The organism is Amycolatopsis dongchuanensis, from assembly GCF_039542405.1.
Lineage (GTDB): Bacteria > Actinomycetota > Actinomycetes > Mycobacteriales > Pseudonocardiaceae > Amycolatopsis_E > Amycolatopsis_E sacchari.
Genome location: NZ_BAABIB010000106.1, coordinates 21,746 through 42,208 on the forward strand (window position 1 = coordinate 21,746; position 20,463 = coordinate 42,208).

Sequence of the window (20,463 nt, forward strand, 5' to 3'; positions counted from 1 at the left end):
GCCTTCCGAACTGAGCGCCCGCTTAGCTGCTGGCCACCCTACCGCACGGAGGCGACCCAGTTCCGGACCACGGTGTCGAGCACGGCCAGCGGGAGGATGCCGGAACCGAGCACCGCGTCGTGGAAGTCGCGGATGTCGAACCGCTCCCCCAGCGCCGCCTCGGCTTCCGCCCGCACGCGCTGGATCTCCAGCCTGCCGACCATGTAGGACAGCGCCTGCCCGGGCACCCCGGCGTAGCGGTCGATCTCCAGCTCGATCTCCAGCGGCGCCATCGGCGTGTGCTCACGCAGGTAGTCCACCGCCTGCTGCCTGCTCCACCCCAGCGCGTGCATCCCGGTGTCGACGACGAGCCGCCCGGCGCGCATCGAGTCCTGGGTGAGCATCCCGAAGCGCGAGACGTCGCTGGAGTACAGCCCCATCTCGTCGGCGAGCCGCTCGGCGTAGAGGCCCCAGCCCTCGAGGTAGGAGTTGATCTCGGCGATCTTGGCGAGCAGCGGCGCCCCGGTCAGGTTCATCGCACCGCTGATCTGGAAGTGGTGCCCCGGCACGGCTTCGTGGAACGCGATGGCCTCGCTGGTGTGGCGGAACCGCTCCTCGGCGTGCGAGGTGTTCGCGTAGTAGACGCCCTGGCGCGTGCGGGCGAAGTCGGGCCCGATGTAGTACGCGATGGTGCCGCCGTCGGCCTCCGCCGGCGGCACCGGGCGCACCTCGCACTCCTGCTCCGGCACGGTGCGGAACCACTGCGGCGCCACGGCTTCCGCCTGCCGGATCGCCGAGCGCGCCGCCTCCAGCAGCTCGTCGCCGCTGCCCCAGCGCAACTCCGGGTCGGTGCGCAGCCGCTCGAAGATCTCCGGCAGCTCGGTGGTGCCGAACACGCGCGAGCCCAGCTCCCGGTACTCCTCGGCGAGGGCGTCGATGAGCCGCAACCCGGTCTCGTGCAGTTCCTGCGGGGTGTGGTCCGTGGTGGTGTGGAAGCGGACGAGCCGCGCGTACCGCTGCTCACCGTCCGGCTGCCAGCACAGGCCCGCCTTGTCCTCGGACAGCGCCCGCGGCGCCAGCTCGTCGAGCAGGAACTCCCGGTAGCGCGCGAACGCCGGGCGGACGACGTCGGCCAGCAGCTTCTCCTGGCTGTCCACAAAGGAGTGTCCGGAGAGGCGCAGCGGGTCGTCGTCGGGTGCGTCGAGGTACCGGCCGAGCGCCTCCGCGCCCGCCCGCACCAGGAAACCGGGCAGCGCCGCGTCCCGCTGCCGCTCGATCACGGCGTCCAAATAGGACGGAATGGCGGCGAGCCGGGACACGTACCCCTCGGCCAGCTCGTCCGTCGTCACCGTGAGCACGGGCAGCAGGTTCAGCAACCGCAGCCCCGGCGCCGACAACCCGTCGCTGACGGAGAACTCGACCTCGGCGGCGTCGATGCGGTCCACGGCCGCACGCGCCTGCTGCACGACGAGACCCCGCGTCACGGGATCGCCCTGCGCGGACTCGGCCGCAGCCGCGATGTCGGCGTAGCGCGCCCGGAACCGCTGGTCACTGTCGGCGCTGTAGTCCGGCAGCCGCCCGTGATCCCCTGGCAGGCCCAGTATCGAGGGCGCGGTGGGGTCCTCGGCGAACCACGTCTGGACGAACTCGTCGGCGAGCCGTTCGACCTCGCTCACGCCGCCTGCTCCTCGATCCACGCGCCGACGACGGCGTCCAGCACGGACATCGGCAACGCGCCCCCGCCGAGCACGACGTCGTGGAACGCGCGGATGTCGAACCGGTCGCCCAGCGCCCGCTTCGCCTGCTCGCGGATGCGCAGGATCTCCAGGCGCCCCACCATGTAGGACAGCGCCTGGCCGGGGTAGGCCAGGTAGCGGTCCACCTCGTTGTCGATCTCCACCTGCGGCATCGGGGTGTGCTCGCGCAGGAACGCCACGCCCTGCTCGCGGCTCCAGCCCTTCGCGTGCAGGCCCGTGTCCACGACGAGACGGCCGGCGCGCATCGAGTCCATGGTGAGCATGCCCAGCCGCGTGAGGTCGCTGGAGTACAGCCCCATCTCGTCGGCGAGCCGCTCGGTGTAGAGGCCCCAGCCCTCCGCGTAGGCGTTGAAGTCGCCGATCCGGCGCAGCAGCGGCAGGTCGGTCAGCGTCAGCGCGGTGGAGAGCTGGAAGTGGTGCCCGGGGATGGCCTCGTGGAAGGCGATGACCTCGGAGGTGTGCCGGAACCGCTCGGTGACCTCGTAGGTGTTGGCGAAGTAGGTGCCGGGCCGCGAACCGTCGACGGCGGGCTGCAGGTAGAACGCGGTGGGCGCGCCGGGCGCCTCCGCCGCGGGCACGGCCTGCACAACCCACGGGTGCGGCGGGATGCGGCCGAACCACCGCGGGGACGCCTCTTCCGCACGGGAGATCGCCTCGCGGGCGGAGGTCAGCAGCTCCTCCTCGTCCTTCCAGCGCAGCGCCGGGTCGGTGCGCAGCCGCTCGAAGATCTCCGGCAGCTCCGTCGTGCCGAACACGCGGGAACCGAGTTCGGCGTACTCCTCGGCGAGCTCCTCCATGATCCGCAGCCCGGTCTCGTGCAGGTCGTCGGGCGAACGCTCGGTGGTGGTGTGGGCGCGGGCGAGCGCGGCGTACATGCGCTCGCCGTCGGGCAGCCAGCACAGGCCGCCCTTGTCGGCGGGCCGCCCGTGCTGGACGATCTCGTCGGCCAGCACATCCCGGTACCGCGCGAACCCCGGGCGGACGACGTTCTCCAGCAGCTCGGCGCGGCGCTTCGCGAAGTCGTCACTCGGCGCGGGCTGACGCTGCAGCGGGTCGTTCGCCGGGTCGGCGAGGTAGCGGTCGAGGTGCGCGATCGCCGCCCGCACGAGGTGGGCCACCGGCACGCGCCCGGCGGCGACACCGCTGCGGTGCCGCTCGGCCGCCTGCTCCAGGTACGCCGGGATCGCGGCGAGGCGGCCGAGGTGCCGCTCGCCCTGCGCCTCGGTGGCGACGCCCAGCATCGGCAGCAGGGTCAGCAGCCCGGCGGCGGGGGCGACGAACATGTCGGTGACCGTGTACTCGGCCGTGTGCGCGCTGATCTTGTCGAGGTAGCCGCGGGCCTGGCTGACCAGCACGTCCCTGGTGGTGCGGTCCTCGGCCGTTTCCGGTTCCAGCGCCAGCGCGCGGCTGACGAAGTCCCGCAGCAGGCCGCGCTGCTGGGCCTCGGCGACCTCGCTCAGGTCGCCGATCCCCTCCCGGTCGGACTCGATGCCGAGCATGGCGGGCCACAGCGGCTCGGCGTCGAACAGCGCTTCCACGAACTCGTCGGCAAGTTTGGTCACCTCGGTCACCGGCACAGGCTACGCCCGGTAGGGAGGAGGTAGCGTTTCCGATCGTGGCCGTGACCGATCCCGTGGACGCCCGCCTGCTCGCCGCGCTGGCCGAGGTGGGCAAGATCGCGGTGCACGAGCTGGCGGCGAAGGTCGGGATGGACCCGCGCGAGGTGGCGTACCGCCTGGTCGCGCTGTCCGGCAGCGGATTACCCCTGCTGGTCGGCGTGGAAAGCGATCCGAACGGGCTGCGGGCCGCGCTCGCCGGGGCGTGGGCCCCGCCGCCGTACGGCCGGGTCGCCGCACCCCCGCCACCGCCGCCTCCCCCGCCGCCGGTCGATCCGGTGCTGAGCACGTGGGGTCCGCCGCAGACGGCGTCGTGGGCCCGCGGCGACCGGCAGGCCGCGGTCCGGCAGGCGGGCCGCGTCGGTGACGCGCTCGCCGCGACGGGACTGGACGGCGAGCAGCTGACCGTGCGGCTGCTGGAGGTGCAGGACCCCGCGGACTTCCTGTTCGGCGCCGCGGGTTACCGGCTCGAACCGGGTGAGCGGGCGGTCGTCGTGCACACCGAGGTCACCAACCGGGGCGCCGTGCCCTTCGGCGCGCTGCCCGACAACTACCTCGAACTGGTGACCGCGGAAGGCAAGGCGGTCCCGAAGGCGCCGGTGTCGCTGACCTCGCGCCCGCCGCACCGCATCGGCGTGCGGCCCGGCGAGACGGTCGGCGGGCACACCGTGTACCTCGTCCCCGAATCGACGCGGATCGCCGCGGTGCGGTGGAGCCCGCGGCCGGAGCCGGACGAGCGCACGCTCACCTGGTCACTGGACTGAAGCACGCAGGCGGACGCAGCACGCGTCCGGCGCCGGGCAGAGGTACGCGCGCTCGGGCGGCTCCCCCAGACCGGCCAGAAGTCCTTCCGTGAAGCCGAGGTTCATGCCGCAGATCAGTTCGGTGTGGCGCTGGGCGAGGCTGTGGAAGGGGCAGTTGGCGAGCACCAGCTCGTCCCGCTCCGGGCGCGGCTCGTAGCCGTGCTCCTCCAGCACACGGCGGAGGGCGTCCTCACCGCGGGCCGCGATCTCCCGGCCGAGCGCTTCGCCCGCCGCCCGCGCCCGCGTCCGCAGGACCGGTCCCGGCGGTGCGCCCGAGGCGTCCGCCTCCGCGACGGCGTCCGCGAGCAGCAGGGCGGCGAGTTCGTACTGGCGGTCGGGCAGGGACACGCTCACCTGGTCGCGGGAGCGGCGGTAGAGCTTGGCGGGCCGGCCCGCACCGGGCCCCCTGCGCCCGGTGCGGCGCTCGAAGCTGACTTCGAGCAGCTGTTCGGCCACGAGCCGGTCGAGGTGGAACGCGACCGTGGCGCGGGGCAGGCCGGTCGCCTCCGCCACCTCGTCCCTGCCGACCGGCTCCGGCTGCCGGACGACGTGCTCGTAGAGCTTCCGGCGGGTCGGCTCGTCGAGCGCGGCGACGGCCGAGACGGCGCGGGCGGCCGGGAGCTTGTCCATCCCCTGGACTCTAAAGCACACCGTCGTTGACGAAAACCGGGAAGGCGTTCTAAAGTCAGCGCACCTTGGCGTTAGAAAGGGAATCCCGGGTGACTGTCGAAGAACTGCCCACGGCCGCTGTGACGACGCGGCACCTCAGCGTCGTGCACGACCGCGAGACGGTCGACCTGCCCGCCGCGCGGCGCGCGATCGCGGACCTGCTCGTGGCACTGGGCAAGGACCCGGCGTCCGAGCACCTGGCCGACACCCCGAGGAGGGTCGCGAACGCCTACGCGGAACTGCTCAACCCGCGCGAGTTCCAGCTCACCACGTTCCCCAACGACGAGGGCTACGACGAACTCGTGCTCGCCAAGCGGATCCCGTTCTCGTCCCTGTGCGAACACCACATGTTGCCCTTCCACGGCTTCGCCCACGTCGGCTATCTGCCCGGCGAGCGGATCCTCGGCCTGTCCAAGCTCGCCAGGGTCGTCGAACTGTTCGCCCGCGACCTGCAGGTGCAGGAGCGGCTGACCAAGCAGGTGGCGGACTGGCTGCAGGAGCACCTGGCGCCGCGCGGGGTCGGGGTCGTGATCGAGGCCGAGCACCTGTGCATGTCGCTGCGCGGCGTGCAGGCGACCGGTTCGCGCACGGTGACCTCAGCGCTGCACGGACTCGTGCGGGAGGACCGTGGCACCCGTCAGGAGTTCTTCGCGCTGACCGGCATCCAGGCCTGAGGATCAGCGCCTGCCGCCGACCGCGTCGTCGAGCCAGTCGTAGATGATCTCCTCGGCACCGGGATTGCCCATGTGCCCAGGGTTCCCGCGCACCAGCGCGAACGGACATTCCATCCGGTTCTGGGCGGAGATCCACTCGGCGTCGAACAGGTGGTGGGCACCGCCACCCTGCGCCACGACGGCGAACAGCCGGCCGGCGTGGGTGTGCGCGGCGCGGAACGCGTAGTAGCCGCCGGTGCTGACCCCTCTGGCGAGGATCTTGCCGGGGTCGAACCCGTACCTGGCAGCGTTCGCGGCCACCCAGTCGAGGACGCTGCTCATCAGCCGGTCCGGTGAGGCCGGTCCGGTAGGCGGCCTTGCCCTTTTCCCAGGCCTCCGGTCCCGCCGTCCATCCGCCACTTGTGCGACCACAGCGCCGAAACCGACTCGTGGTGCGCGAAGGAGGGAAAGCCGCCTGCCGACTGGGCGTGGTACGGCGGAACCATCGTGCACCTCACCAACTGAGAAGACCGATACCGAGAGCGAGCACGGCCACGCCCTGCAGGACGGCTCTGGGCACGATGACGCGGTCCCAGTTCCGCTGCAGGATCCGCGCGTCCGCAGGGGTTTCGTGCGCGTCGGCCGCCGCGGTGAGCTTGCGGTTGATCGGCGCGCTGACGCGCAGGTAGAGCAGAACCCAGACCACCAGCAGCAGGAACGCCACTCCCCCGGCCACCGCTCCGGCGACACGGCCGTCGACCGCGGCCAGCACCGCCGCGAGGGCCGCGGCGACGACGCCCAGGATCCCCGGCACCGGCATCCGCCGGTCAGCGAAGCGGTGCAGGTTGCCCATGACCGCGGCGAGCGTGGCGTCGTCGACCCGCGCGAGCGCGGACCGCTGGACGAGCGCGCAGAAGACGTCGGTGCCGTAGACGACGCCCGTGCTCAGGACCGCCAGTAGCGCGGCGAGCTGCGAGATCATGCCTGACCGCCGAGCGCGGGCAGGGCGCCGATCCGCTGGAACAGCTGCATCAGGTTCAGCTCGTCCCAGTGCTCGGCGAACATCCCGTCCCGCACGCGCCAGATGTCGATGCTGCGCATCTCGACGGGCTTGCCGGTCGCCAGGATGCCCATCAGCTCACCGTCGTGGGTGCCGCGGTAGACGAACCGGCCCACGACGCGGTCCCCGGAGACGACGAGGTCCTCCATCGTGACGCGCACGTCCGGCAGGCCGGCGAAGAACACGGTCCAGAACCGGCGGTTGGCCTCGCGCCCGTCGGCGACGAAGTCGTTGTGGTTGACGTAGTCCTCGGCGACGAACTCGTCCACCAGGTCCGGGTTGTGGGTGTTGAGCATCTCGACGTAGAGCTCGGCGAGCCGCTGTCCGGTCATGTCAGTCTCCTCGGGCAGTTAGCACTGCTAGCGCTAGCAACGCTAACCCAGCGCCGCACGAGCGTCAATAGCGTCGCTAGCACTTCTAGCGGTGCTAGGATCAGGTGTGGCCATCGAGGACCGCCGGCACCGCGAGCGCACTGCCCGCCGCCGGCTCATCACGGAGACGGCGCGTTCCCTCGCCGAGCGCGAAGGCTGGGACGCGGTCACCACCCGCAGGTTGTCCACCGAGATCGAGTACAGCCAACCGGTGCTGTACAAGCACTTCGGCTCGATGGAGGACATCGTCGAGGCGGTCGCGCTGGACGGCTTCGGCGAACTCGCCGAGGCGCTGCGCGCGGCACGCGGCGGCAGTGGCGCCGACGAGCTCACCCGAGTCGCCGCCGCGTTCAGCGAGTTCGCCGCGAAGAACCCCGCCCTCTACGACGCGATGTTCATCCGGGCCACGCGACTGCGGTTCGCGGCGGACGACACCCCGGCGCCGCTGGTGCGGGCGTTCGGGGAACTACGCGGAGCGGTCGCCACCATCGCGGGCGCGCGCGACGTCGACACCCTCACGGAGGTCATCTGGGCGGCGCTGCACGGGTTGACGATGCTCAGCCGCGGCGACCGGCTCCGCCCGGGCCATGACGCCGAGCGCATCGAGCTCCTCGTCGCCCAGTTCCGGCCTTAGCTCTCGTCGCGCAGCACCCGCAGCGCGTGGGCCAGGTCTTCGGGGTACTCCGCCTCGAACTGGACCCAGCGGCCGTCCGCGGGGTGGGCGAAGCCGAGCGTGCGCGCGTGCAGCCACTGCCGCGTCAGACCCAGCTTGCGCGCCAGCACCGGGTCCGCCCCGTACGTCAGGTCGCCGACGCACGGGTGCCGCAGCGCCGAGAAGTGCACGCGGATCTGGTGCGTGCGCCCGGTCTCCAGCTTGACGTCCAGCAGCGACGCCGCCCGGAACGCCTCGACCACCTCGTAGTGCGTCACGCTGGGCCGCCCGCCCGCGACCACGGCGAACTTGTAGTCGTGCTTGGGGTGCCTGTCGATCGGCGCGTCGATCGTGCCGCGTGTCGGGTCCGGGTGGCCCTGCACGACGGCGTGGTAGCCCTTCTCGACCGTGCGCTCCTTGAACGCGCGCTTGAGCACCGTGTACGCGTGCTCGCTCTTCGCGACGACCATCACGCCCGTCGTCCCCGCGTCGAGCCGGTGCACCACGCCCTGCCGCTCGGCGGCACCGGACGTGGAGATGCGCAGGCCCGCCGCGGCGAGCCCGCCCACGACCGTCGGCCCGGTCCAGCCGGGGCTGGGGTGCACGGCCACGCCGACCGGCTTCGACACGACCACGATGTCCTCGTCGTCGTGCAGGATCTTCATGCCTTCGACCGGCTCCGCGACGACCTCGACCGGCCGGTCCGGGTCGGGCAGCGTGACCTCCAGCAGCCCGCCCGCGGCGAGCCGCTCCGACTTGCCGACGGCCTTGCCGTCGAGCAGCACCTCGCCGGACTCGGCCAGCTCCGCGACGACCGTGCGCGAGAGCCCGAGCAGCTTCGCCAGCCCCGCGTCCACGCGCATCCCGTCGAGCCCGTCCGGGACGGGCAGCATCCGCGTGCTCACTTCTTGCCCCGCCTCGTGCCGTCGTAGTCGCGCCCCAGCAGCGACAGCAGCACGATCAGCACCCCGCCGACGCAGATGCACGAGTCCGCGACGTTGAACACCGGCCACACCTCGGCGTTCGGCGCGAAGACCGAGATGAAGTCCACGACGTGGCCGCGCAGCGGGCCGGGCGCGCGGAAGATCCGGTCCACCAGGTTGCCCAGTGCGCCCGCCAGCACGAGCCCCAGCCCGATCGCCCAGCCCGGCGAGCGCAGCCGCCCGGCGAACCAGATCAGCGTCACGACGACCCCGATCGCGACGATCGCCAGCACCCACGTCAGCCCGGTGGCCATCGAGAACGCGGCCCCGGAGTTGCGCACGAGCTGCAGGTACACCAGGCCGCCGAGCACGCGCACCGGCGCGTGACCCTCCAAAGTGGACACCACGACGGCCTTGGTGACGATGTCGAGCGCCAGCGCGGCCACCGCCACGCAGGCCAGCAGCACCACGCGGCGCTTGGGCGGGGCGGACGGGGCCGGCTCTGCCTCCGGCTGCGACTGGTGTTCGGTGCTCACGCCGCCATTGTCCTCCCGGCACTGACCAGCACGGCCAGCGCCCCGGCCAGCGCCACCGCCCCCGGCACGAGCAGGCCGAGCGGGCTGCCGGTCAGCGCCACGGCGGCCAGCAGGAACCCGGCCACGACCACGGCCAGCACGACACTGCGGTGCAGCCACGCGAGCGCGGCCAGGCCCAGCGCCGCCGTCACCGGGTCGACCAGCTCGGCCCTGAGCGCCGCCCCGAGCGCGTAGGCCGCGAGCGGCAGGCACACCAGGCACGTCCGCAGCGCGACCCGGCTCCCCGGCCGCACCACCGCCCACGCACCGGCGCACAACCCGAGCAGACCGAGCGGAGCACCGATGGCCGCCGCGAGCACCTGCCCGTCGGCCGACCGGGTGGCGGCGGCCAGCCCGGTCGACAACGCGATCACCGCGAGCCCCGCCACGCCGGTCAGCACGACGCGGCCCGGCGACCCGATCCGCCGCCGGTACCAGACGAGCGCGCCGAGGAAGGCGACCGCGACCGCCAGCTGCCACGGCGTCCCCCACCGCCACGCGCTGGGCAGCGCGGGCGGTGTCAGCAGGAACTGCTGGTACGGCACCCCCACCAGGTACTGCTGCTGCCGCACCGGGTGGAACCCCTGGAGGGAGGTGTAGGCGAACCAGGGCCGCGGCGAGCGCAGCTCCCACGCGGTCGCCGCCAGCAACGCGAACCCCAGCAGGGCCGGTGGGAACCACGCGGCCCGACGTTCCCCAGTCATCGGGGCGAGGGTACTCAGCGCAGGAAGGACGGCACCGCACGCGGGTCCGGTGTCGGCGCCCAGCGACCTTCCGGCTTCCCGTAGGTCCACCTGGCGCCGCGGGCGGTGATCTGCCGCAGCGCGAGCGCCAGGCGGTCGACGTGCTCGGCGGTCGTGCCGAGGCCGAGGCTCACCCGCAGCGCCGCCTGCCCGCCGGTCAGCCGCCGCGTCGCGATGTGCGCGCAGAACGCGCCGTCGCGGACGCCGATGCCGTACTCGGCGGACAGCACGGCCGCGAGCCAGCCCGGCTCGTACCCCTCGACCACGAAACTCACCGTGCCCACGCGGTCACCGTCGTCGTCGAACAGCCGCAGCTCCGAAAGCCCCGGCACGGCGGCGAGCCCCCGGCGCAGGCGGCCGAGCAGCTCCTCCTCGTGCGCAGTCACCGCGGACCAGTCGGCCGAGAGCTGCTCGCACGCGACACCGAGCGCGTACACGCCGACGGTGTTGGGCGATCCGGCCTCGTGCCGCTCCTCGCCGCTGTGCCACACCACGCCGCCCTCGGTGACGTTCTTCGTCGCGCCGCCACCGGCGAGGTACGGGGCCGCGGCCCGCAGCCAGTCCGCCCGTCCGACGAGGGCACCGGCGCCGAACGGCGCGTACAGCTTGTGCCCGGACACCGCCACGTAGTCGACGTCCAGCTCCCGCAGCGAAATCCGGCGGTGCGGCGCGAGCTGGGCACCGTCGAGCGCGACGCGTGCACCGTGCTTCCGCGCCACCGCGGCGATTTCGCGCACCGGGAGCAGTTCGCCGGTGACGTTGGACGCCCCGGTCAGCACGACCAGCCGCGGCCCCTCCGGGCACTCCGCGAGCGCACTGTCCACAGCGGACACCGCGGCGAGCCGGGTGCGCGGGGTGGCGATGCGGCGCACGTTCGGCCCGCGCCACGGCAGCAGCGCCGCGTGGTGCTCGGTGTCGAACAGCACCACGGAGGTGTGCCGCGGCACGGCGCGGGCCAGCAGGTTCAGCGAGTCCGTGGTGTTGCGCGTGAAGATCACCGCGTCGGAGGAGCGGGCGTCCACGAAGCGCCGCAGGGCGTCCCGTGCCCGCTCGTAGACCTTTGTGGACACCTGCGAGGCGAAACCCGCGCCGCGGTGCACACTCGCGTACCACGGCAGGAACTCGTCCACCGCGTCACGGACCGCCGCCAGACACGGCGCGCTCGCGGCGTGGTCCAGGTTGGCGTACTCGACGGTTTCCCCGGTCACCAGCGGCACGCGGGTGTTCAGGGTGGCCGGCACGGTGGTGCGGACGACGGGGTCGAGTGCGAGAGTCATGACGCCTCCTCGGCGGGTCCAGGACCCACGAGGGGCCCGCGCTTGCCCACCGCACCGCGCGGCGGGCCAGGTCCTCACCCGGGGCACCCCACCGCGGTCGGAGGGTTGCCGGCCAGCAAGCCGGGGCTACGCGCTGGCACTCATGACCTATGCCGACACTCTAGCCGACGGTTTCCACTCCGATCAACGCCCCGTCTCACCGCGCCAGCGGGCCAGCGGCCCCGCCCGGTCCACGGCCCGCAGCCGCTGCTCCGCGTGCTGCAGCGCGGATTCCGTCGCCACGACCAGCAACTGGTCGCCCTCCTGCAGCCTGCTGTCGCGTTGCGGCGTGAAACTGGTGCCGTCCCGCACGATCAGGCTCAGCGAAGCGCCCGGCGGCAACCGCAGCTCGTTGAGGTACACGCCGTGCAGCCGGGAACCGGGCTGGACGCGCACCTGCAGCAACGCCGCGTCCAGCTCGTCGAGCGGCGCGGCGTCGACCTCGATCTCCTTCGGCTCGGCGCCGCCGGTGAGCCCGAGGACCTTCGCGACCGGGACGAGCGCCGTGCCCTGCACCAGCGTCAGCACGATCACCAGCACGAACACGGCGTCCACCAGCCGTTCCGCGCCGGGCAGCCCGGTGGCGAGCGGGATCATCGCGAGCACGATCGGCACCGCCCCGCGCAACCCGGCCCACGCCAGGAACACCTGTTCGCGCCACGGCACCCGGAACGGCAGCTGCGACAGCAGCACCGACAGCGGCCGCGCGACGACCAGCACGACCGCACCCGCCACGAGCCCCGGCACCACGGCGTCGAGCAGCCGCTCCGGCGAGGCGAACAGGCCCAGCAGCACGAACAGCCCGATCTGCGCGAGCCAGCCCATGCCCTCCGCGAACGACAGGGTGTCCGAGCGGTGCGGCAGCCGGGCGTTGCCCAGCACCAGCGCGGCGACGTACGTGGCCAGCAGTCCCGAGGCGTGCGCGAACTGGCCGGAGGCGTACGCGACGACGCACACCGCGACCGTCGCCAGCGGGTACAGGCCGGTGGCGGGCAGCGCGGCCCGCCGCAGCGCCCATCCGCCGGCCAGCCCGAGCACCGCGCCGATCGCCAGGCCCGCGAGCAGCTCGTACCCCACGAGCAGCGGCAGCGTCCAGTCCACGCGCGTGCTTTCCGCCAGCACCACCACGACGATGTACACCGGGGCGTCGTTGATACCGGACTCCAGCTCCAGCGCCCCGGCGAGACGGCGCGGGATGCCCGCGCTGCGCAGCACCGAGAACACCGCGGCCGAGTCCGTGGACGCGAGCACCGCGCCCCACAGCAGCGCCATCCGCCAGTCCAGGCCCAGCAGCCAGTGCAGTGCGGCGCCGGTGATCGCGATGCTCAACCCGACGGCCACTGTGGACAGTGTGATGCCCTGCCACAGCGCGGGCCGCACCGAGGACCAGCGGGTGGTCAGCCCGCCCTCGGTGAGGATCAGCACCAGCGCGGCGAGGCCGAGCGACTGGGTGAGCGAGGCGTCGGAGAACTGGATGCCGAATCCGGCCTCGCCCAGCAGCACGCCGAACCCGAGGTAGATCAACAGCGACGGTAGCCCGACCCTGGTGGACAGCCGGACGGCGAGCACGGCCGCGAGCAGCACGGCCGCGCCCAGCCCCAGCACGACCGGCAGTTCCGCCACCGCCACCTCCCCTCCGCGCACCCAAGGGTATAGAACCGCCGGAAAAACCCGTGGACCGGCGCGGACCCGCCGGGGATGCTGAGCCGGTGCTCGTCGTCTTCTCCCCGTCGCCGCGGGGTGCGCTCACGCTGGTGCACCGCGACGACGGCGTGACACTGGAAATGCGGTCGTACGACCGGAAGTCGCGGGTGCCGCACGACCTGGCACACGCGGTGACCGAACGCGAACTGGGCTGGCGCACCGGCGTGTTCGGCTGCCTGGCCGCCGGGGCGTTGTTCTCCTCGGTGCGGGTGCTCGACGGCCGCCAGCGGTACGACGCACGGGAGCGCAGCAGGCGGCTGATCGCGGGGCACGCGCGCGACATCGGGGTCGCCGAACTGCTGGCGTGGGTGGTGCACGAGGCCGTCGAACACGGCACGGGGAACCCGTTCCTCGCCGCGCGCGACGCCTGGGGCACGCTGCGTGAGGATCCTTTTCCTTACGACGAAACGGATTTACAGCGGGCCACCAGTACCCTGCGAAGGCTTGGCGACGCGTGGCTGAACCTGCCGCCGGGTGACGGCCTGCGGTTCTCGTGGCCGCGGCGGCTCACCGCGCCCGCAGTGCCGCCAGCACGTCCTCGACCCCGGCGGGTGCCGCGGCGAGTTCGATGAGCTTGTCGCGGCCGCGTTCCCCTTGCACCACAAGGACATCGCGGCTGCGGACGCCGAGCTCGCGGGCCAGCACCTTCCGCACGGCCTCGTTCGCCTTGCCCTCGATGGCGGGCGCCCGCACCGACACGACGAGCGCGCCCGCGTGTTCCCCGCCGACGGCGTCCCGCTTCGCCCCGGGCTTCACCCGGATCGCGAAGCGGGTCACGCCAGCACCTCCGGCTCGACACCCAGCCGCACGAACGGTTCCGCCACGCACACCCGCACCGCGCGGTGCGGCTCCCGCAGCACCCAGCCCGCGGCGGTGGCGCGCGCCAGCAACGCCGCCGGCACGGCGCCGCCGAAGTGGTCGCGCCGCTCGGTCCAGTCGAGGCAGTCCCGCAGCAACGGCCGCCGCCCGCGGGAGGGCACCACGACGTCCAGCTCGGCCAGCACGTCCCGGCCGCGGCCGGTGAGCGTCAGCCCGTCCCCCAGGTCCACCAGCCCGGCCTTCACCATGCCGTCGCGCAGCGCCACGCCGAGCGTGCCCGCCAGGTGGTCGTAGCAGGTGCGCGCGAACGCCAGCCGCCGCACGCGCACGGACTCCTTCAGCCCGCGCGCGGGGCGGTGCGACGCGTGCTGCGCGAGGTGCTCGATCAGCTCGGCGACCCGCGGATCGGCCAGCCGCACGTAGCTGTGCCGCCCCTGCTTCGCGCTGGTCACGAACCCGCTCTCCCGCAGGCGCGTCACGTGCTCGCTCGCGGTCGATGGCCCGACTTCGGCCGCCGTGGCCAGCTCCCCCACGGTCCACGCCCGCCCGTCGAGCAGGGCGAGGCACATCGCCGCCCGGCTCGGCTCCGCGAGCACGGCGGCGACTTCGGCGAGCCCGACCGTCTGCACGAGGACCACGGTAACCCCGCGACGTGTCGGCGCCGGCCGAAACGTCCCGCTCCTAGCGTCGGGACCATGAACAAGCGGTGGGCGCTCCTGTCCCTGTGCCTGGGCCTGTTCCTGGCCCAGACCGACACCACGGCGGTCAACCTCGCGCTGCCCGCGATCAGCGCGGGCCTGCACGGTTCCCTGGTGCACCTGCAGGAGGTGGTGGACGCCTACAACGTCGCGTTCGCGGCGTTGCTGCTGACCGGCGGCGCGCTCGGCGACCGGTTCGGCAGGAGACGGCTGTTCCGCACCGGCACGGCGGTCTTCGTCGCGGGCTCCGTGCTGTGCGCGCTCGCGCCCACCATGCCGCTGCTCGTCGCGGCACGGGCCGTGCAGGGCGCCGGTGCCGCGCTCGCGATCCCGCAGAGCCTGGCGCTGCTCGCCGTGACGTTCCCCGGGCGCCGCGAGCGGCACCGCGCGATGGGCGCGTGGTCCACGGTCACCGGCGTCGCGCTCGCGTCCGGCCCCGTGCTGGGCGGGTTCCTCGTCGAGCACGCGGGCTGGCCCGCCATCTTCTGGCTCAACCTGCCGATCGGCCTGGCGGCGCTCGCGCTCAGCCTGGCGGTGCCGGAGTCGGCCGACCGCCATCCGCGCGGGCTGGACCTGCCGGGTCAGCTGCTGGCGGTGGTGTTCCTCGGCGTGCTCACGTTCGCGGTGGTGCACACCGACCTCGCCGCCGGGGCCGCCGGAGTGCTCGCGGCCGTGGCGTTCCTGCTGGTGGAGCGCAGGAAGCAGGCGATGCTGCCGCTGCACCTGCTCCGGCGCGGGCCCCTGCCCGCCGCCTCGTCGGTCGCGTTCTGCATGACCTTCGCCATGTACGGCTTCCTGCTGCTGGCCGGGCTGTACCTGCAGCACGACCGCGGGGCGGGTGCGCTGCTCGCCGGGCTGGAGCTGCTGCCCATGCCGCTGCTCGTGGTGGTGGGTTCGCCGCTGACCGCACGGCTCGTGACCCGCTTCGGCCCGCGCCCCGCGATGATCGGCGGCATGGCGCTGATCGGCCTCGGGCTCGGCGCGTTCGCGCTCGCCGGGCCCGGCATCCCCCTGCCCTGGCTGGAACTGGTGTTCGCGGTGCTGGGCGCGGGGCTGGCGCTGAACGCGGGACCGGTGGTCGGCGTCGCGGTCGCCGCCGTGCCGCCCGACCGCGCCGGGCTGGCGGCGGGCGTGGTGAACCTCGCCAGGCTGTCGGGTGCCGCGTTCGGCGTCGCCGTCCTCGGGGCCGTCCTGGCCGCGGCCGGGCTGCGGATGGCGCTGGCCGCCGGAGCGCTCGTCGGGGTGGCCGGTGCCGTCCTCGCCTGGCGCGGGGTTCAGAGCCCGCCGAGGAAGGCCGCCGAGGTGGCCACGGCGGGCTTCGACGAGTTGGCGCCCAGCAACAGCACCGAGAACGCCACGTCGTCGCGGTAACCGGCGAACCAGCCGTTGGCCTGGGTCCCGTCCCCGAACTGGGCCGTCCCCGTCTTGCCGAACACCTTGCCGCTCCCGGCCAGCCCGGTCGCCGTGCCCCCGGTGACGACCTCGCGCATCATCGACCGCAGCGCCGACAGCACCGCACCCGGCGGCGCGTCGTACCCCGTGGTCACGGTCGTCTGCTGCCCGCGCACCAACTGCGGCGTCACGGCCTTGCCCGCCGCGACGGTGGCCGTCATCAGCGCCAGGCCGAACGGGCTCGCCTGCACGGTGCCCTGCCCGATCGCGGACTCCACCTGCTCGGCGTCACTACCCGAGGCGACGACCTTGCCCGCCTCCGTCGTCAGCCCCGGGATGTCGAAATCCGCGTTCAGGCCGAACTGGCCCGCCGCCTTCGCCAGCGCGTCCTTCGGCAGCTGCGACGCCAGCTGCGCGAACGTCGTGTTGCACGAGTGCGCGAACGCCGAATGCAGCGGCAACGACGGCAGCGAGAACTCGTCGTCGTTCGGGATCGTCCGCTGCCCCAGCTTCACGGTGCCCGGGCAGTCCACGACGCTGTTCGCGTCCACGCCTCCCGCTTCGAGCGCCGCCGCCGCGGTCACGATCTTGAACGTCGACCCCGGCGCGTACTGCCCGGTCAGCGCGTTGCCGTCGGTCACGCGCGCGTTCTGCGCCACCGCCAGGACGTCCCCGGTGGAGGGCTGGATCGCCACCAGCATCGCCGGCCCAGCGGTGGCGTCCACCGCAGCCTGCGCGGCCGCCTGCGCCTTGCCGCTCAGCGACACCTGCACGGGCGTGGTGTCGGCCTTGCCCTCCTGGTACAGCGTCTGCTCGCCGGCGTTCGGCCGGACCCGCACGACCGACCACGCCTTGCCACCGCCGCCGCGCAGCCGCTGGACCGACGGCAGCACGAGCGGCGCGGCCTTCGGGTCCATCGCCTTGCCGTCGCGGTCGCTGACCGGCGGGCCACCCGCGCCGTTGCGCACCTCCAGCCGGTCACCCTGCCCCAGGTCGGGGTGCACAGCGGCGGGCGTGAAGTGGACGCGCCAGCCGGAGTCGTCGTGCTTCAGCGGCAGCGTCACGTCGTAGTTCCACACCCGGGAGTTCCCGAGGTTCCACCGGACGTGCACGAGCGCGGACTCGCCCTGGACCTGCCCGAGCGTCGCGGTCAGCTTCTCCGCCGCGAGGCTCTGCCGGACGGCGAGCAACGTGGTGCGCGCGGCAGGCACGTCGTCGGTCAGCGCGGCGGCGGCGTCGGGATCGGCCGACCACGCCGCCAGGTACCGCGTCACCACGTCCCCGGCGTCCTGCCCGGAGGACGAGGACGCCGAGGCGGGCGTCCGGCCGGAGCCGCCACGCAGCACCACGAACGCCGCCACGACGATCGCGACCACCACCACGGCGCCCCCGGCGAGCACCCACCTCTTCGCGTTTCGCGACACGACCGGTTTCCCCCAGCTTCTCCCGCTTGCCGGTCAATCGATCACGAAGCGCTGTTCGTTACCGCCTTGCGCACCAGGACCCGGACCTTGACACCTTCGCCCACGGTGCCCTCGGAGCCGCCCTCGACGGCGCCGTAGGACACCGCGACCGTGAGCGTTTCGCCCGCCAGGAACTCCTCGTGCTCCTTCGCGGCCGCGACGACGTCCTCGGGCGCGTCCACGGTCAGCTCGATCCGGTCCGCCACGTCGAGCCCGGCGTCACGGCGCGCCTGCTGCACGACGCGGATCAGGTCCCGCGCGAGGCCTTCCGCCGCCAGCTCCGGCGTGACGTCGGTGTCCAGCAGCACCAGACCCGAGCCCTCCGGCAGTTCGGACGCCGCACCCCGGTCCTTCGCGACGAGACGCCGCTCGTACTCGTTGTCCAGCAGCTCGATCCCGGCCGCGACGACGGCGCCCTCCGGCGAGGTCGTCCACTCCCCCGCCTTGACGGCCTTGATCACCTTCTGCACGTCCTTGCCCAGCCGCGGCCCGGCCGCGCGGGCGTTCACCGCGACCTCGAACCCGCCGTGTGCGGCGACATCGGTGGTCAGTTCCACCGCCTTGACGTTGACCTCGTCGGCGATCAGGTCGGTGAAGGCCCGCAACGACTCGGCGTCCTCGGCCGCGACGAGCAGCTTCGCCAGCGGCAGCCGCACCCGCAGCTTGTTCGCCTTGCGCAGCGACAACGCCGACGAGCACACCTGGCGCACGCGGTCCATGGCCCGCACCAGCGACACGTCCGCGGGCAGCTCGTCCACCAGCGGCCAGTCGGTCAGGTGCACCGAGCGGCCGCCGGTCAGCCCGCGCCACACCGCCTCCGTGGTCAGCGGCAGCAGCGGCGCGACCGTCCGGCAGGTCACCTCCAGCACGGTGTGCAGCGTGTCGATCGCGTCCTGCTCCCCGGCCCAGAACCGGTCACGCGAGCGGCGCACGTACCAGTTCGTCAGCACTTCGAGGAACTCGCGCACGCGCTGGCACGCACCCGCGATGTCGCAGACGTCCAAACCGGACTGGACGTCGGTGACCAGTTCGTTGGTCTTGGCCAGGATGTAGCGGTCGAGCACGTGCTTGGAGTCCGTGCGCCAGTGGCCTTCCATGCCCTCCGCGTTGGCGTACAACGCGAGGAAGTAGTACGAGTTCCACAGCGGCAGCACGGCCTGGCGCACCGAGTCGCGGATGCCCTTGTCGGTGACGATCAGGTTGCCGCCACGCAGGATCGGGCTCGCCATCAGGTACCAGCGCATCGCGTCGGAACCGTCGCGGTCGAAGACCTCGTTGACGTCCGGGTAGTTCCGCAGCGACTTCGACATCTTCTGCCCGTCGGAGCCGAGCACGATGCCGTGCGAGACGCACATGTTGAACGCCGGCCGGTCGAACAACGCCGTCGCCAGCACGTGCAGCACGTAGAACCAGCCGCGGGTCTGCCCGATGTACTCGACGATGAAGTCGCTCGGGTAGTGGTGCTCGAACCACTCCGCGTTCTCGAACGGGTAGTGCACCTGGGCGTACGGCATCGAGCCCGAGTCGAACCACACGTCGAACACGTCCGGGATGCGGCGCATCGTGGACACGCCGCTCGGGTCGTCCGGGTTGGGCCGCGTCAGCTCGTCGATGTACGGGCGGTGCAGGTCCTTCGGCCGCACGCCGAAGTCGCGCTCCAGCTCGTCGAGCGAGCCGTACACGTCGACGCGCGGGAACTCGGGGTTGTCCGAGACCCACACCGGGATCGGCGTGCCCCAGTACCGGTTGCGCGAGACCGACCAGTCACGCGCCCCCTCCAGCCACTTGCCGAACTGGCCGTCCTTGACGTGCTCGGGGTACCAGGTGATCTGCTGGTTCAGCTCGACCATCCGGTCGCGGAACTCGGTGACCTTCACGAACCACGACGACACCGCGCGGTAGATCAGCGGGTTGCGGCAGCGCCAGCAGTGCGGGTACGAGTGCTCGTAGGTCTCGTGCCGCAGCAGGACCGCGCCCTGCCGGGCGGCGGAACCGGTGCCGTTCTTCAGGTCCCGGATGATGTTCGGGTTCGCCTCGAACACCTGCTGGCCCTGGTAGTCGGGCACGGTGGCGTCGAAGCGGCCCTTCGCGTCGACCGGGGTGACCGGCGTGATGCCGGCCTCGTCGGCGACGGCCTTGTCGTCCTCACCGTAGGCGGGCGACATGTGCACCACGCCGGTGCCGTTGTCGGTGGTGACGAAGTCCGCGAGCAGCACCTGGTGGGAGTTCTCGTTGCCCAGGAAGTACGGGAACGGCGGCTCGTACCGCAGGCCCTGCAGCGCGCTGCCCTTGTAGCGCGCCACGACCGTCGGCTCCTCGCCCAGCTCACGCGCGTACGCGGCGACGCGCGCCTCGGCGAGCAGGAACCGCTTCCCGTCGGCCTCGACGACGACGTAGTCCACGTCGGGGTGCACGGCGGTCGCCTGGTTCGACGGCAGCGTCCACGGGGTCGTCGTCCAGATCAGCAGGTACGTGCCGTCCAGGTCGTTCCCGTTGCCCGACAGGCGGAAACCGACGGTGACCGCCGGGTCCTGGCGGTTCTGGTACACGTCGTCGTCCATCCGCAGCTCGTGGTTGGACAGCGGCGTCTCGTCGCGCCAGCAGTACGGCAGGACTCGGTAGCCCTCGTAGACCAGGCCCTTGTCCCACAGCTGCTTGAACGCCCAGATGACCGACTCCATGTAGGACAGGTCGAGCGTCTTGTAGTCGTGCTCGAAGTCCACCCACCGGGCCTGCCGGGTGACGTACTCCTGCCACTCGTTCGTGTAGCGCAGCACGGATTCGCGGCACGCCTTGTTGAACTCGGCGATGCCCATCGCGTCGATCTGCGACTTGTCGGTGATGCCCAGCTGCCGCTCGGCCTCCAGCTCGGCGGGCAGGCCGTGGGTGTCCCAGCCGAAGCGGCGCTCGACGCGCTTGCCGCGCATGGTCTGGTACCGCGGCACGATGTCCTTGACGTACCCGGTCAGCAGGTGGCCGTAGTGCGGCAGCCCGTTCGCGAAGGGCGGGCCGTCGTAGAAGACGTACTCGTTCGAGCCGTGGACCCCGGCTTCGCGGTTGTCGATGGTCGCACGGAAGGTCCGGTCGGACTCCCAGTAGGCCAGCACGTCCTTTTCCAGCTGCGGGAAGGACGGCTGGGACTCGACCTGGCCCTGGGTCTGCTCCCCCAGCTGTGCCTTGGGGTACATCGGCGCGCTCCTCGCGGTGTTTTCCGTCGCTCTCGTATGGGATCCGGCGATCCCGCACGGGGACGAAACCGCGCCGTCCGGC

20 protein-coding genes and 1 riboswitch are annotated in these 20,463 nt (G+C 72.7%); of the genes, 5 read left to right on the top strand and 15 right to left on the bottom strand.

Annotation, left to right across the window (positions count from 1 at the left end; all coding sequences use genetic code 11):
* Positions 1-38: 38 nt before the first annotated feature.
* Complete coding sequence (locus ABFX51_RS27660; protein ID WP_091516615.1) at positions 39-1,655, bottom strand: DUF885 domain-containing protein; 1,617 nt, start codon at positions 1,653-1,655, stop codon at positions 39-41.
* A complete protein-coding gene (locus ABFX51_RS27665) occupies positions 1,652-3,307 on the bottom strand; it encodes a DUF885 domain-containing protein (protein ID WP_346055377.1) in 1,656 nt (551 codons plus the stop codon). Before ABFX51_RS27665 ends, ABFX51_RS27660 begins: the two co-directional genes overlap by 4 nt.
* A 44-nt stretch (positions 3,308-3,351) precedes the next feature.
* Between ABFX51_RS27665 and ABFX51_RS27670 the strand changes: the two genes are divergently transcribed.
* Positions 3,352-4,116 (top strand): AsnC family protein, encoded by a 765-nt coding sequence (locus ABFX51_RS27670; RefSeq protein ID WP_346055378.1) that lies wholly within the window; start codon positions 3,352-3,354, stop codon positions 4,114-4,116.
* Here ABFX51_RS27670 and ABFX51_RS27675 read toward each other — a convergent pair.
* The gene (locus ABFX51_RS27675) at positions 4,105-4,785 is read right to left on the bottom strand and encodes a helix-turn-helix transcriptional regulator (protein WP_346055379.1); all 681 of its coding nucleotides are present in this window, start codon (positions 4,783-4,785) and stop codon (positions 4,105-4,107) included. The genes ABFX51_RS27670 and ABFX51_RS27675 overlap by 12 nt on opposite strands.
* An 89-nt stretch (positions 4,786-4,874) precedes the next feature.
* On the opposite strand from ABFX51_RS27675, the gene folE reads away from it, so the two are divergent.
* Positions 4,875-5,498 (top strand): GTP cyclohydrolase I FolE, encoded by a 624-nt coding sequence (gene folE, locus ABFX51_RS27680; protein ID WP_428832506.1) that lies wholly within the window; start codon positions 4,875-4,877, stop codon positions 5,496-5,498.
* A gap of 3 nt (positions 5,499-5,501) precedes the next feature.
* On the opposite strand, the gene ABFX51_RS27685 is transcribed toward folE, so the two are convergent.
* The 3 genes from ABFX51_RS27685 to ABFX51_RS27695 all read right to left on the bottom strand — a co-directional run bounded on the left by ABFX51_RS27685 (position 5,502) and on the right by ABFX51_RS27695 (position 6,869).
* Positions 5,502-5,819 carry a hypothetical protein gene (locus ABFX51_RS27685; RefSeq protein ID WP_346055380.1) on the bottom strand — a complete coding sequence of 106 codons (318 nt, stop codon included), beginning with the start codon at positions 5,817-5,819 and terminating at the stop codon, positions 5,502-5,504.
* 172 nt (positions 5,820-5,991) lie between these two features.
* Positions 5,992-6,459 (bottom strand): hypothetical protein, encoded by a 468-nt coding sequence (locus ABFX51_RS27690; protein WP_346055381.1) that lies wholly within the window; start codon positions 6,457-6,459, stop codon positions 5,992-5,994.
* A complete protein-coding gene (locus ABFX51_RS27695; RefSeq protein WP_346055382.1) occupies positions 6,456-6,869 on the bottom strand; it encodes an ester cyclase in 414 nt (137 codons plus the stop codon). Before ABFX51_RS27695 ends, ABFX51_RS27690 begins: the two co-directional genes overlap by 4 nt.
* Positions 6,870-6,975: 106 nt before the next feature.
* Here ABFX51_RS27695 and ABFX51_RS27700 point away from each other — a divergent pair, with 106 nt between their 5' ends.
* A complete protein-coding gene (locus tag ABFX51_RS27700) occupies positions 6,976-7,542 on the top strand; it encodes a TetR/AcrR family transcriptional regulator (protein WP_346055384.1) in 567 nt (188 codons plus the stop codon).
* Here the strand turns inward: ABFX51_RS27700 and ABFX51_RS27705 are convergent.
* From ABFX51_RS27705 to ABFX51_RS27725, 5 genes are all read right to left on the bottom strand, one after another.
* Positions 7,539-8,465: an RluA family pseudouridine synthase gene (locus ABFX51_RS27705; protein ID WP_091516595.1), complete on the bottom strand. Its 927-nt coding sequence runs from the start codon at positions 8,463-8,465 to the stop codon at positions 7,539-7,541. The two genes, ABFX51_RS27700 and ABFX51_RS27705, sit on opposite strands and share 4 nt — an antisense overlap.
* Positions 8,462-9,019: a signal peptidase II gene (lspA, locus tag ABFX51_RS27710; RefSeq protein ID WP_346055385.1), complete on the bottom strand. Its 558-nt coding sequence runs from the start codon at positions 9,017-9,019 to the stop codon at positions 8,462-8,464. The genes ABFX51_RS27705 and lspA overlap by 4 nt, the downstream gene beginning before the upstream one ends.
* Complete coding sequence (locus ABFX51_RS27715; RefSeq protein ID WP_346055386.1) at positions 9,016-9,762, bottom strand: hypothetical protein; 747 nt, start codon at positions 9,760-9,762, stop codon at positions 9,016-9,018. The genes lspA and ABFX51_RS27715 overlap by 4 nt, the downstream gene beginning before the upstream one ends.
* A 14-nt stretch (positions 9,763-9,776) precedes the next feature.
* On the bottom strand, positions 9,777-11,078 hold the full coding sequence (locus tag ABFX51_RS27720) for an aminotransferase class V-fold PLP-dependent enzyme (protein WP_346055387.1): 1,302 nt from the start codon (positions 11,076-11,078) through the stop codon (positions 9,777-9,779).
* A 33-nt stretch (positions 11,079-11,111) separates the two neighbouring features.
* Positions 11,112-11,226: riboswitch (SAM riboswitch) on the bottom strand.
* 35 nt (positions 11,227-11,261) lie between these two features.
* Positions 11,262-12,740: a potassium/proton antiporter gene (locus ABFX51_RS27725; RefSeq protein WP_091516638.1), complete on the bottom strand. Its 1,479-nt coding sequence runs from the start codon at positions 12,738-12,740 to the stop codon at positions 11,262-11,264.
* A 50-nt stretch (positions 12,741-12,790) separates the two neighbouring features.
* Between ABFX51_RS27725 and ABFX51_RS27730 the strand changes: the two genes are divergently transcribed.
* Entirely contained in the window at positions 12,791-13,393 is a 603-nt protein-coding gene (locus tag ABFX51_RS27730) for a hypothetical protein (protein WP_346055388.1), read from the top strand.
* Here the strand turns inward: ABFX51_RS27730 and ABFX51_RS27735 are convergent.
* Entirely contained in the window at positions 13,329-13,598 is a 270-nt protein-coding gene (locus ABFX51_RS27735; RefSeq protein ID WP_346055389.1) for a DUF167 domain-containing protein, read from the bottom strand. The two genes, ABFX51_RS27730 and ABFX51_RS27735, sit on opposite strands and share 65 nt — an antisense overlap.
* Positions 13,595-14,269 carry an ArsR/SmtB family transcription factor gene (locus ABFX51_RS27740; protein ID WP_346055390.1) on the bottom strand — a complete coding sequence of 225 codons (675 nt, stop codon included), beginning with the start codon at positions 14,267-14,269 and terminating at the stop codon, positions 13,595-13,597. The genes ABFX51_RS27735 and ABFX51_RS27740 overlap by 4 nt, the downstream gene beginning before the upstream one ends.
* A 66-nt stretch (positions 14,270-14,335) precedes the next feature.
* On the opposite strand from ABFX51_RS27740, the gene ABFX51_RS27745 reads away from it, so the two are divergent.
* Positions 14,336-15,709: an MFS transporter gene (locus ABFX51_RS27745; RefSeq protein ID WP_346055391.1), complete on the top strand. Its 1,374-nt coding sequence runs from the start codon at positions 14,336-14,338 to the stop codon at positions 15,707-15,709.
* Here ABFX51_RS27745 and ABFX51_RS27750 read toward each other — a convergent pair.
* Both ABFX51_RS27750 and ileS read right to left on the bottom strand, forming a co-directional pair.
* On the bottom strand, positions 15,613-17,154 hold the full coding sequence (locus tag ABFX51_RS27750; protein WP_346055392.1) for a penicillin-binding transpeptidase domain-containing protein: 1,542 nt from the start codon (positions 17,152-17,154) through the stop codon (positions 15,613-15,615). The two genes, ABFX51_RS27745 and ABFX51_RS27750, sit on opposite strands and share 97 nt — an antisense overlap.
* 41 nt (positions 17,155-17,195) lie before the next feature.
* Complete coding sequence (gene ileS / locus ABFX51_RS27755) at positions 17,196-20,381, bottom strand: isoleucine--tRNA ligase (protein WP_346055393.1); 3,186 nt, start codon at positions 20,379-20,381, stop codon at positions 17,196-17,198.
* Positions 20,382-20,463 lie beyond the last annotated feature (82 nt).